Annotated in this window: 12 protein-coding genes; 7 read left to right on the forward strand and 5 right to left on the reverse strand. The window is 42.2% G+C overall.

The annotated features are described in order from the left end of the window. Positions 1 to 56: 56 nt before the first annotated feature. Positions 57 to 1,640: a T9SS type A sorting domain-containing protein gene (locus tag IPO83_07355; protein MBK9731089.1), complete on the reverse strand. Its 1,584-nt coding sequence runs from the start codon at positions 1,638 to 1,640 to the stop codon at positions 57 to 59. 173 nt (positions 1,641 to 1,813) lie between these two features. Between IPO83_07355 and IPO83_07360 the strand changes: the two genes are divergently transcribed. After that, positions 1,814 to 2,527 (forward strand): hypothetical protein, encoded by a 714-nt coding sequence (locus tag IPO83_07360; protein ID MBK9731090.1) that lies wholly within the window; start codon positions 1,814 to 1,816, stop codon positions 2,525 to 2,527. Between the two features lie 46 nt (positions 2,528 to 2,573). Further along, complete coding sequence (locus IPO83_07365) at positions 2,574 to 5,015, forward strand: carbohydrate binding family 9 domain-containing protein (protein MBK9731091.1); 2,442 nt, start codon at positions 2,574 to 2,576, stop codon at positions 5,013 to 5,015. Positions 5,016 to 5,268: 253 nt separating this feature from the next. Here IPO83_07365 and IPO83_07370 read toward each other — a convergent pair whose 3' ends face one another. Together IPO83_07370 and IPO83_07375 are read right to left on the reverse strand one after the other, a co-directional pair. Then, a complete protein-coding gene (locus IPO83_07370) occupies positions 5,269 to 5,772 on the reverse strand; it encodes a hypothetical protein (GenBank protein ID MBK9731092.1) in 504 nt (167 codons plus the stop codon). Next, positions 5,769 to 6,353, reverse strand: coding sequence for an RNA polymerase sigma factor (locus IPO83_07375; protein ID MBK9731093.1), 585 nt, complete (start codon positions 6,351 to 6,353; stop codon positions 5,769 to 5,771). The genes IPO83_07370 and IPO83_07375 overlap by 4 nt, the downstream gene beginning before the upstream one ends. Before the next feature lie 271 nt (positions 6,354 to 6,624). Between IPO83_07375 and IPO83_07380 the strand changes: the two genes are divergently transcribed. Both IPO83_07380 and IPO83_07385 read left to right on the forward strand, forming a co-directional pair. After that, on the forward strand, positions 6,625 to 6,969 hold the full coding sequence (locus tag IPO83_07380) for a hypothetical protein (GenBank protein MBK9731094.1): 345 nt from the start codon (positions 6,625 to 6,627) through the stop codon (positions 6,967 to 6,969). 151 nt (positions 6,970 to 7,120) lie between these two features. Then, the gene (locus IPO83_07385) at positions 7,121 to 7,711 is read left to right on the forward strand and encodes a T9SS type A sorting domain-containing protein (GenBank protein ID MBK9731095.1); all 591 of its coding nucleotides are present in this window, start codon (positions 7,121 to 7,123) and stop codon (positions 7,709 to 7,711) included. 38 nt (positions 7,712 to 7,749) lie between these two features. Here IPO83_07385 and IPO83_07390 read toward each other — a convergent pair whose 3' ends face one another. After that, positions 7,750 to 8,058, reverse strand: a complete 309-nt coding sequence (locus IPO83_07390; GenBank protein MBK9731096.1) for an antibiotic biosynthesis monooxygenase — start codon at positions 8,056 to 8,058, stop codon at positions 7,750 to 7,752. Between the two features lie 249 nt (positions 8,059 to 8,307). Between IPO83_07390 and IPO83_07395 the strand changes: the two genes are divergently transcribed. Then, entirely contained in the window at positions 8,308 to 8,679 is a 372-nt protein-coding gene (locus tag IPO83_07395; protein ID MBK9731097.1) for a DUF3127 domain-containing protein, read from the forward strand. A 78-nt stretch (positions 8,680 to 8,757) separates the two neighbouring features. On the opposite strand, the gene bshA is transcribed toward IPO83_07395, so the two are convergent. Continuing rightward, positions 8,758 to 9,900, reverse strand: a complete 1,143-nt coding sequence (gene bshA, locus IPO83_07400; protein ID MBK9731098.1) for an N-acetyl-alpha-D-glucosaminyl L-malate synthase BshA — start codon at positions 9,898 to 9,900, stop codon at positions 8,758 to 8,760. 285 nt (positions 9,901 to 10,185) lie between these two features. On the opposite strand from bshA, the gene IPO83_07405 reads away from it, so the two are divergent. Together IPO83_07405 and IPO83_07410 are read left to right on the forward strand one after the other, a co-directional pair. Next, the gene (locus tag IPO83_07405; protein ID MBK9731099.1) at positions 10,186 to 11,493 is read left to right on the forward strand and encodes an aminotransferase class V-fold PLP-dependent enzyme; all 1,308 of its coding nucleotides are present in this window, start codon (positions 10,186 to 10,188) and stop codon (positions 11,491 to 11,493) included. A gap of 242 nt (positions 11,494 to 11,735) precedes the next feature. Beyond that, on the forward strand, positions 11,736 to 12,833 hold the full coding sequence (locus IPO83_07410) for a hypothetical protein (GenBank protein MBK9731100.1): 1,098 nt from the start codon (positions 11,736 to 11,738) through the stop codon (positions 12,831 to 12,833). Positions 12,834 to 12,842: the final 9 nt, after the last annotated feature.

The following is a 12,842-nucleotide window of genomic DNA, read 5'->3' on the forward strand; positions in this document are numbered from 1 at the left end:
TGATGACACTTCAAAAAACTTTCGGAACTCAAACTGCTACCGTGAAAAGACACCCATCACCTTCTTACCATTATTTTTTCCCGCACATAATCATAGCCAATTTTTGAAAACAAAACATACACTCCGGGCGATAAATCAGAAAGATCAATGTCAAGAGTTGATTGCGAATCAAGAGTAACAAAATGGTGCTGCACGATCTGTCCCAGCATATTCACCACACGCAAATCCATATCGCCATCAGTAGGATTTTGAATAAGAATTGTGAGCGGTCCGTCTGTAGGAATTGGTGAAATAGTAAATGAATTTTTGGTAATAGTGCTGATAACGGTAAAACTATTGTCGGCTGTATCATTAAAAATAAATTCATCCTGCTGATTATTGGGAAGTGAACTCCACGCAATTCCAATATGATCACCTTCACTGGTAAAATATAAGTCGTCAAAATAAACCGGAGTTGACTGACCTGTTGGAAGACTGCCGTTAAAATGATACACTGCCGGATCCTGGCCGTCAACCTGGTAATACACATCAGCGCTCGTCAGTAAGTTCGTTCCACGATTGGCAAGCACAACGCCGGGTTTAAAAGAGAGATAATCAATAGTATCACTCGCATAATTGATTTTCGAAACGGAAGCATCATTGGCAAAATAAACACCCTGACAACCAGCCGGTGAAGTGAGAATACTCAGGCGTGGCCCATTCAGCGAAGCGGTCATCACTGAAGCCTGATCTTTCGTAAACATATACATGCAACGGTCATCTGTATAATCCATGTAATTCATAAACATCACGCCGGGAGCAAGGGGAGAACAGATATCCGTCAACGGATAATCAGGGCAGCCATAATTGGCATCTGCCTGGTTCGGGGTGTCATCTATATCATCACTGCCACCACAGTCACCACCATCATCGCCCCAGATATGTGACAATCCAAGCCAATGACCGACCTCATGTGTACATGTACGGCCTTCATTGTATGGATAAACAACAGTGCCTTGTCGTCCAAAAGCCCGGTACAGCACCACCACACCATCCGTTTTTGAGTTGCCCGAATTGCCTTGCGGAAGGGTAGCATAGCCTAATACACCACCTCCCAAATTACAAGTCCAGATATTGAGATAATGTTTCGCGGGCCAGGCATCGTCACCACCTTTATTGGTAAACTTCATGCTGTCGCTTGTCGAAAACAAACTGACGGTCGTGTTGGTGCGGACAATGCCGCTCGTAGAATCGCCGTTCGGATCATACGCTGCCAGGCAGAACTGAATCTGACAGTTAGCAGCCAATGGTTTAAAATCATCAGGAATATTTGATGTATCCGCGTTACCAAGCAGGAAATCTTCATTCAACACATCAATCTGCGATTGTATCTGTTCATCAGAAATATTCTGCGAATTGGTTTTATAAATTACATGTACCACAACGGGAATAGTAATAATGGATCGCGTACCACCCGGATTATTTTTGATCCATTCACGCATTTCAAGAGCTGTTTGCTTAATAGCCTGTTTGGTACCAGGCTGCTGTATTTCATATTGCTCCAGCATTTCCTGAGTTGCGCACCGGATCACATCCTGTGCACCGGCATCCGGAGCGACAAAAAGTTGCATCACCACCAACAACAAAAGTGAAATACGCATCGGAATCATATCGAAAAATAAGTTGAGTCCCTTTATTATTTGAATTTCAAAAGGAGGGCTAAAGTTACTGTAACCGACTTAACCACCAAATCATTCACCATTGTTGAAGGTCGAAAGATAACGAACACATTGTTTTTTTTATCTTTCGATGGATTTCCAAACGCAACCCTTCCTTGAAAAGTATCATTGCCTATCACAAGTCCGGCGAATCATCCAAACAGCGCGACTATCGCAATGTTGTGATCACACAAGCTATCCTCGTATCCATTGCTTTATTGCTGGAAGATATGGTGAACCTTTTCGGTATGGGAGCTGAACGTCAGATGTTCTATTCCGTATTTTTGATGTTGGGAGCGGTTTACTACTATATGTTATGGGACCTTGTGAGAAATTTTGTGCAACAACCCGTCCTTGTGTATGGAATTCTGCTATTAATGCTGTTTGGCTTCCTCACACTTTTTATAGCGGAATTTCCATTTGGAAAAATTGTGAATGACCCGTCATCTTATCTTATTACAGTGCATACATTGCTGTTTCTCACCGAAATATTTGTGATGTATCATGCTTTCAGGGATGTTTTCCGCAAAGATGAAGTCAGCTATGGCAAACTTTGGGGTTCTGTCAGTTTGTTCATCATGATGGCCATTGCATTTGCAAGTATCTATGATATCCTTAGTATACTGCAGCCAGGCAGTTTCGGCATTGCCCTTGAACCCGGCTTTCCCAGCTTTTCAGAATCACTTTATTTCAGCGTGGTAACTATTTCCGGTGGTGTTCCCGATTTCTCTGAAGTCAGTCATTTCATTCGGGATATTGCCGCGCTTGAAGCAGTACTTGGTGCATTGTATCTTGTAATTCTTATCGGTAGAATAATAGCACGGGTGTGAAGCAATCATGCTTCCTGACAAAAAATTAACTTTGTCGATTTCTCCAATGCTCCTGAAAAAAACATTCCTTCTTGTCACAGTTTTATCAATACTGTTGATCACTTTGTTACAGGCACAGGATCGTAAACCCATTGTTGCTACACGAATAACTGCAGCTCCAAAAATCGACGGACAATTGCATGATGAATGCTGGGATAAAGCCATCCCGTTTTCGGATTTTATTGAGGGCACTCCCGCTTTCGGTGCACCCGCCAAAAATCGCACGGAAGTAATGGTGGTGTATGACAACGAAGCCATCTACGTTGCTGCCAGATGTTTTATGCCACGCGACAGTATCTGGATGCAACTTACACAACGCGACGACATCTTTGAATCCACCGACGCCATCGCTTTTGCTTTTGATACTTACCATGATGGTCAGAATGCCCTTGGCTTTGGCGTCACACCTCGAAATGTGCAGGGAGATTTTAAGTTGATCCTGAATTCAGACGATGATTTTTCCTGGGATGCAGTATGGGACAGCAAGGTGTATATAGCAGATGACGGTTGGTATTCGGAAATGAAAATTCCGTATTCAGCATTGCGCTTTCCTAAAGTGAATATTCAGGATTGGACCGTAGATTTTTACCGCATTGTCCGCAGCACCCGGTATGAATATCATTCCGCAGGCATTAATCCTGAAGAAAACGGCATCGTATCGCAGTTTCAACCACTAGTCGGCGTTGCTGATATTGAGCCGCCATTACGTCTGTCACTATCGCCATATGCAACACTGTATGCAAATCTTTACAAAGATAAACTCAATAACATTTCGCAAAGCAACCTCGACTTCAAAGGAGGCATGGATCTGAAGTGGGGCATCAATGAAAGCTTTACGCTTGATGCCACGCTGATTCCTGATTTCGGACAAGTGCAATCAGATAATATCATCTATAACCTCTCTGCCCTGGAAGTGCAGTATGATGAAAACCGTTCTTTCTTTACAGAAGGAACTGAATTGTTCGCGAAGGCGGAATTGTTTTACTCCAGGCGTATTGGTTTTGTTTCCGACTACTATTCAACACATGAAGACACTTCCGTAACGGTAGAAAATCCTCCCCTTAATTCACGTTTGCTGAATGCAACCAAAATCTCCGGACGCAATAATCATGGTTTAGGCATTGGTGTGTTCAATGCCGTAACCGGAAATACCTATGCACCCGCCACCAACATCGAAGGCGAAACGAAAGATGTTTTGTATGACCCGCTCACTAATTTTAATGTGCTGGTTTTTGACCAGGCACTTAAAAACAACAGCTATCTAACTTTTACAAATACCAATGTACTGCGTGACTCAAAAGGAAGAAATGCCAACGTCGCCAATGTGATGACCTACATCGCTGATAAAAAACAGCACTATGCCGGCTTCGGATATCTTGCAGTCAGCACATTGATGAATAAAAATGCAGACAATAGTGATATTGATTTCACCAATGGCTATTTATACCGCTTATCCTTCAAAAAAATTTCCGGCAACTTCACTTACGAACTTTCTCACATCGCCATCAGCAAGGAGTATGATCCCAACGATCTCGGCTACCTTGCCATCAGCAATCAGAATGCGGAAGAGGCTTATTTGAATTACGATATCTACAAACCCTTCGGGAAGTTTCTTGAATTGCATACAGAAAACCAGTTGAGCTACAGCTACCGGAACAACGATGGTGCCTATACGGAAGCAGCCTTCCATGGCAGTTATTTCATGCTTACCAGGAAATACTTTGGATTTTTCTCTTATTACTATTTAGCCCCCTTTGGGTTGCACGATTATTATGAACCTCGTGTGCAGGACCGCTATTACGCTGTTCCTTCCATCTATGAATTGGGCGCAGGCATCAGCACTGATTACAGGAAACATTTTGCACTCGACATAGAAGGTGGCCCTGCGATCGGGAATGAACCGGGCCGCATCAAATACCGCTGGCAGGTAACGCCACGTATCCGCATCGGCGATAAAATTTTATTGATTCCGCAAAACGAAACACATTTGTATTACAATGATGTTGGCTTTGTTGATATTGATTCTGCCGGCAATATTATTTTCGGAAGAAGAGATATCAAAGAATATGATACCAACCTTACTGGCAATTACATCTTCAACAGCAATATGTCCGTCGGATTGAAATTCCGGTATTATTCTCAAAAAGGAACGTATGATCAATTCTATACACTGGAGCAGGATGGTTCACTCGGAACAAGTAATTATCATGAAAACAGTGATTACAATTTCAATGCGTGGAACATCGATTTAAATTTCACGTGGTGGTTCCTTCCGGGAAGTGAAATTAATATTGTCTGGAAAAATTCCATCATCGGCTTCGACGATCAGGCCACCTTAAATTATATCGAAAACCTCGATCATACTTTTGATTTTCCGCGCAATAATAATATTTCCATCCGCATCAAATATTATCTGGATTATCAGGATGTGAAACGGTGGGTGAAGTGATTCGGGAGTGTTTGGGGTTGAGGAGCTAAGTGTTGCATTGCTTCATTACTTAATTGTTTAATTGTTGCGGCGAAGCCGTGGATTTGGCTATTGAGGTCAATCAATGACAGCATTGTTTGAAGTGCGTTCGCAAACATAGGAGGACGGTAGATTGGAGCGATTTCGCGATTCAACAGATGACTTTGATGGATGCCCATCAACTCCGGCTTCGCCGCAACAATTCAGCAGTTTAGCCATGTAACAATTAAACAGGTCAATCAACCTTTGCCGCGTTCTTTCTCCTGGCAGTCACCAATTTATCAATCAACACCAATCCCAACACCACATTCACTGCTAAGAAGAATAATGTAAATGCAGGATTTTCTAAAAACGACCAATTGACTGCAGGCATGGACATTTCAGGAAGCTCAAAACTTTGAGAAGCGCTCCAGTCCATTTTGCTGATTGCATAAGCCAGCATTCCTCCGATAGTGAGTACGAAAAATGCCGCGATCGAGTAAATAATCCGGTGGTCCACTTTTGTTTTTAAAGTGGATGGATGTGGCCCGGCGAGCACCTGTTCCATCACACGGTTCTTAAAACCCATTCCCGGTTCATCCAATTCAACAGACTTTAGTTGCTGATGCAAGGAGAGTAACTCATCATATTTTCTCCTGATAGTTGTATCTGATTGCAACAACTGGCTGATGGTGTTGCGCTCTTCCGGCGAACAAAGGCCATCAATGTAATCCCACAAACGATCTTCCATGTTCATCATCTTACCAGATCTTTTACTTCATGTTTTAAAATCAATTCCAGCTTGCCGCGCAGCCGTTGCCTGGCGCGATGCAATTTAACTTTAACGGTATTCGCTTCATAACCGGTGGCCGTTGCAATTTCTTCCAGCGATTGTTCGCCCTTGTAAAACAAAGTTATGATAACGGCATCATCCGGCAATAACATGTCAATAGCCTTTTCAAGGTATTCAGATCTTGATTTTTCTTCCACCAGATTTGCTTTCATATCCGATGCCGTGTCTTCCACCTGTAAATAAGTTGTTTCATCATCAATCGAACTTACCTCCAGTTTCTTCTTCCTCAAAAAAGTCATGGAAGTATGGTACACAATGCCATACAACCAGGTTGTAAACTTCGAAGTCCGCTGAAATGCTGCCAATGAACGGTACGCTTTTACAAAACAATCCTGCGCTATTTCTTCCGCGTCTTCACGGCTTTTTGTAAAACGCAGGGCCAATGAAAAAACATAGCGCTGATGACGGCTCACCAATTCAGAAAACGCCGCTGCCGTTCCCGACAGCACCTCGTCTATAAGCTCTAAATCGGTTTGGTTATCTCTCATGAGCTAACGATTAGACTACACATGCACCTCACAGGTTACACCTCGAATCAGAATAATCCTAAAAGCATTTAATATTTGAAGATAAGCAATTACCAGAGAGCATGGTAAAACCCGGAGATTAATTTTGCGGCGCTCGTGCTCCTATATATAAAGAGCAATTCCCCTGGAAATGATTTTTTTTCAAAACAGGTGTAACCTCATTTGAAAACAGGTAGTCGTATGTGGTATTACAAACGTAAACAACTTCTTTTAACCTTAAATCAATTTAATCATGGATCCGGTAATGATTCCCATTTTAATTCCGCTTGGCGCTTTCGCAATGATCTTTGGGCTTCGCTATTTTGACAACAAAGAGCGCATGTCGATGATAGAAAAAGGTATGGATCCGGGCCTTCGCCGCAGAAAGCCTGTAAGTCCGCTGGCCTCACTTAAATGGGGACTGGTATTATTAGGTGTTGGCCTCGGATTAGTAATCGCATACTGGCTTACTTCCTATGTGCTTCACACCATGCAAGGCGAAGCAGTACCCATCTACTTCGGTTCGATCTCCATCTTCGGAGGCCTGGGATTAATTACGAGTTACTTCTTCGAAAAGAAAGAACCTCAGGATAGGTAACAAAACATTCATTCCAACAGATTACTGCAAAACAGTTTGGGTCAAATGGCCTGAACTTTTTGCATTATTAATCCATTTAACTGCAGCTGTTATCTGACAGATGTCCTGCTTTTTCAATAGTTTTAGTACAATTAGTACAAATTGAATGGAATTGAAGAACTGGTTTTTTGCATTGCTTACATTTCTTATCGTTCAGAATACCTGTGCGCAAACCACTGTATTAACGCAGTTCACCGGAATTCAGCAAGACGCAACTATTCAATTGTCTTTTACTATTAAAGGTGGAAATACCTGTCTTGGAACTGAAATTCAAAGATCGCCTGATAGTATTCATTTCGAAACTATTGGCATGATTGCCGGCATTTGCGGAAGTAATGATAAAGATGAAACGTACACTTTTACAGATGAAAATCCACTGACCAATCAGCACAACTTTTACCGGTTGGTTTTGGGTCAATTAGGAGTTACGGATCACATCAAAGTTTTCTACGTGAATTATGGCAATAGCCTGTTGATATTTCCGAATCCGGTTACTCTAAGCTCAATGTGTTATTTTGAGAATGATAATAATGAACTCGCTGAGCTTCGCATTTTTAATGTATACGGCATATTGGAATCTTCCATTGTCACTCGTGATGCTGCTGTTAGTCTCCAATCAAATGATCTTTCTGCAGGAACTTATATAATAACATTAACGCAGGATGGAATAATCCGCCATTCGCGGAAGTTTATAGTTCAATAATTTGCAAGTTCAATTTTCTGAAATGCAATATTACCTGCCTAGAAATGATCTGATTGCGCACGTTCAATCAATCCCACGCTCCACGCCTCTGCTTTTTCTGAAAACAAAAGTTTAGATCTTGTCCACGTAGATTTAAAGAAGTCAGAGAAGCGATAATGATCGAGGAAATGTTCATCCTCCCAGGTGCTGTAGGTGAAGAAAATATGAGGAGCATGTAAATCCTGCAACAATTCTACATGGTGACAGCCATCAAAAGAAGCAATGGTTTGCTTTACATCTTTGAATATTTCCAGGAATGCATCAATCTTATCGGGCTGAAGGGTAATCTTAACCAATCGGGTAATCATGCTGAATGTGTTTTGAAAATCGTGAAACGAAGTTAGCTACAAACGCCGCAAAAATTTAAAATCGGATGTTAATTTTCATCTACTGAAAATCACTTCGAATATTCGGTATCTTTGGGCAATTGTTTTGTGTCGCTTAGCAGGAAGAAATAGTCAACGGTAGCTTCTTAAAAGCAGCAGGTTTCATCAAGACTGAAAAGCGACTCCATCAGGAAATTAAAACTCTCATTTTAACCCTTTACAATAACTAACATGGCATTAGAAATCATCGGAAAATTAGTACAGATACTTCCCGAACAAACCGGCTCGGGACAAAACGGCCCCTGGACCAAACAAAATTTTGTGATTGAAACACAGGAGCAATTTCCCAAGAAAGTCTGCATCGTTTGCTGGAATGATAAAGTGGAAGCTTTGAAGCAATTAAAAACCGGCGATGAATTAAAGGTGGCCATCAATATCGAATCGCGCGAATACAACGGCAAGTGGTACACCGATGTGAAAGCATGGAAGGTAGAACCGGTAACAGGTGGAAGCGGAAAAAATTCATCTGGTGATTATCCGCCCGATCGCGAAGCAAATTATAGCCAGGCACCTCCGGAGATGAAGGATGACTTGCCGTTTTGAGTTTGTAGTTTTATGAAAGTAAAAGATCGCGTTGTTCGTTTTCTCCGGAAAGCTCAGGGTACGTCGCGAATGAGCAATTTATCCCGCTGCAACAACTGATTGCTGAAGCACTCTTTCATAAAAAGATTCATACAGCGGCAGAATTTTTTCAAGATCATATTTCTTTGCATGTTCCAGCGCCTGCATTTTGAATCGATTGTGCATTGCATCATCTGACAAAATAGTTACTGCGTTTTTTGCCATGTCTTCAATATCACCTACATTGCTCATAAATCCCGTAACACCCTGCACCATAATTTCGGGAATACCACCGCCGTTGGTGGCAATCACAGGTACCTGGCAAGCCATTGCTTCTAATGCTGCCAACCCGAAGCTTTCGGTTTCCGAAGGCATCAAAAACAAATCACTCACAGCAAGCAACTCTTCCACCGGATCCTGCTTGCCGAGAAAGCGGACATCTTCACTTATATTCAGATCGCGACAAAGTATCTCCAGGTTCTGACGTTCTGGTCCATCACCTACAAGCAACAATTTACTCGGGATCAATTCGCACACTTTCTGAAAGATCATCACCACATCCTGAGTGCGTTTTACTTTCCGGAAGTTGGATGTATGAATCAGAATCTTTTCATCATTCGGCGCAATGGCTTTTTTGAAATGCTCTTTCTTCGCTTTGCGAAAACGGTTGAGATCTACAAAATTGGGAATCACTTCAATATGGGTAGTGATCTTAAAATTATGGTAGGTCTGATTTTTCAGGTCTTCTGAAACTGCCGTCACACCATCTGATTGATTGATGGAGAATGTAACTACCGGCGCATACGTTGGATCTTTTCCAACAAGTGTGATGTCCGTTCCATGCAAGGTGGTGATGTAAGGAAGGTCAATTCCCTGTGTCTTTAAAATCTGTTTCGCCATGTAGGCCGTGGCAGCGTGTGGAATGGCATAGTGCACATGCAACAGGTCAAGCTGTTCAAACTTAGCCACATCCACAATCTTGCTCGAAAGTGCTGTTTCATAAGGTGCGCGCTCAAACAAAGGATAGTCGGCAAAACTTACCTCATGGTAAAAAACATTTTCTACAAATGAATCGAGCCGCGCCGGTGAACGGTAGGTGATGAAATGTATTTTATGTCCTTTCTGTGCAAGTGCTTTGCCGAGCTCTGTAGCTACTACGCCACTTCCTCCATACGTTGGATAACAGACGATTCCGATCTTCATATTTTAAAAAATGAGCGTTTAAAAATTAGTATGCAAATAAAAGTATGACAATGACGAATGAGCTTGCCTTTTTATTGCAGTGCAAAATACAACCGCAGACAACATAGAAAGTTAGTAAAAAGTTTAATGGGCCTGATAAATTTCAGTTTGCTGCTGACCTGCGCGACAATAAATTCAGAAATAATTTGCCATGTAATTACGGAAATGCACAGAAGAATAAAATAAAGATGTTTTGTCTATTTTTATACAGACATTCCTTTTTTAATCTCAACTATCCGATTTTATATGCCATCACGCCGTAGTTTTATCAAACACTCAGGTGCTGCATTACTTGCTACAGCAAGTGTTCCGGCCTTTTCATCTAAAGTAACCATCAGCGAAATCGAAGCTGCAGCAAAACCGAAAGCGCATTTGTCCGCTGCTGCATTTGCGATGGAGGAAGATTTCTGGTCCATGATCCGCGAGGCATATTCTGTTTCTCCGGCCATCATCAACCTGAACAATGGCGGCGTTAGTCCGCAAACCATGCACGTGCAGGAGATGCAATACAAATACATTCAGATGAGCAATGAAGCACCGAGCTATTATATGTGGCATGTGCTCGACCAGGGCCGCGAACCTTTGCGACTAAAATTAGCGGACCTCGCAGGATGCAGCGCTGAAGAAATAGCGATCAACCGCAATGCAACGGAAGCATTGGAAACCGTCATTTTCGGACTTAACCTGAAAGCCGGCGATGAAGTGATTCTCACCAAACAGGATTATCCCAACATGGTGCATGCATGGGAACAACGTGAAAAGCGCGACGGCATCAAACTCGTATGGCTCAATCTTGAAGTGCCAAAAGAAGACGATGATTATTTCGTCTCACAATTTTCCAATGCGGTTACTGATAAAACAAAAGTAGTGCACGTAACACACATGATCAATTGGATGGGACAGATTCAGCCGGTGAAAAAAATTTCAGATGCCGTGAAGAAAAAAAATCCGGCGATTGAAGTGATCTCCGACTCTGCTCACACCTTCGCGCATTTTGACTATAAGATTCCTGAACTCGGCTGCGATTACTGGGGTACGAGTCTGCACAAGTGGTTGTGTGCTCCTTTCGGTACCGGTTTGTTGTGGGTGAAGAAAGAAAAAATCCCTTCTATCTGGCCGCTGTTTGCGAATGGCGATCCGCAAAGTGCTGACATCAAAAAGTTTGAAGCCCAGGGCACGCGTTCTTTTCCCGCTGAACAGGCAATAGGATACGCGCTTGATTTTCACAATGCCATTGGATCACAACGCAAAGAAGCACGGCTTCGCTACCTTAAAAATTACTGGGCAGAAAAAGCGAAAGATATTCCCAAAGTGAAGCTGCACACTTCCCTGAAAGATGCTTTTTCCTGTGCCATCTGCGGCGTTTCTGTAGACGGAATTACAACAGCAGCGTTAGCGGATTTTCTTTTTGCCCGTTATAAAATCCACACTGTAAATATTGAATGGGAAAATATCAAATGCGTGCGCGTTACACCAAATGTGTACACTTCGTTGAAAGAACTTGATAAACTGGTGAGTGCTTTGGCATATGTGTCGGTCAATGGCGTGAAATAATGAGCATTGCGAATTCAAATTAGAAATTGATAGTTGTTCGAAATATATACGCACTAGGGTGAGAACGGGGATTCCAAAACATTAATTCCTTGAGGCCCGAAGACAATTTTGTAGTTGTTCAAAGTTTGGTTCTCCACAACAACATTTGTGGTGAAAATCGCCACCTTCACCAAGCGCCAAAACGTTAACACCCATCGCAGCAAAACCATCCGACAAACAGCTATCAAAACCCCAATTCCAATTTGAACAATGAGAAAAAATTTCTTGCAAATGCAAGTTTTACTTTCCTGGCAATACTGCTTTTGAGTGCTGCCTGCAACGGACCCGTTAAAAAAAATTTACCAACAGAAAAGGAACATCCAAAACTTGTAAAAACTATTGGCGATCCCGGCTATGGCAATGTTCAATGTAGTATGCAAGACAGAGAAGGTAACCTTTGGTTCGGAACCACACAAAATGGTCTTTATAAATATGACGGGAAATCGTTCCGTCGATTTTTGACGGCTGACGGACTCAACAGTAATAATATTTATTCCCTTTTGGAAGATAAAGATGGTAAAATTTGGATAGGTACCGTGGCGGGCCTTTGTCTGTATGATGGTAAAACATTTACGGAAATGCGGATTCCGTTGCCAAAAAACCTGCCGCCCAACAAGAATGAAAACTATCGCGACTCTCATTGGGTTTATAGCATCATACAGGCGAAAAGCGGAAAACTATGGTTCGCAACAATAGATGGTGTTTATATATACGATGGCAAATCATTTACACCGTTTATAATTGATAAGGCCGCAAATGGAGTTTTGACCGCTAACGATAAGGCGGAACGTATTTTAGAAGATGATGCCGGTAACATTTGGTTTGGTGGTAGAACCAACGAAGGCGTTTTCCGTTATGATGGTAAATCTATAACCAACTTTAAACTGGAGGAATTATTTCAAAATGGACCAAAGCCAAAAGCGCATAATTGGGCCTGGCCGCAAGTGCAAGACAAAAACGGGAATATTTGGTTCAGCAATTGGGGAGGAGCTTACCGGTATGATGGCAAGTCATTTACAAGCTTTACAAACAAAGATGGCTTGACCGGTGAAGTAATGCGAATTATAGAAGACAACAACGGAACCATTTGGTTGGGTGGTGACGGAATCAGCCGCTACAATGGAAACTCTTTCACCCGATTTACAACTAAAGACGGATTGGCCAATCCGGGGGTTTGGTCTATTTTGGAAGATAAAACCGGAAATCTTTGGGTGGGCACGAGAGGAACAGGTCTCTACCTTTATGATGGAAAAACATTTATTGCTTATTCGGAATATCAACACCAGCCAGCAATGAACTAGCAAAGAAAA

Source organism: Chitinophagaceae bacterium, assembly GCA_016717285.1.
Lineage (GTDB): Bacteria > Bacteroidota > Bacteroidia > Chitinophagales > UBA10324 > JACCZZ01.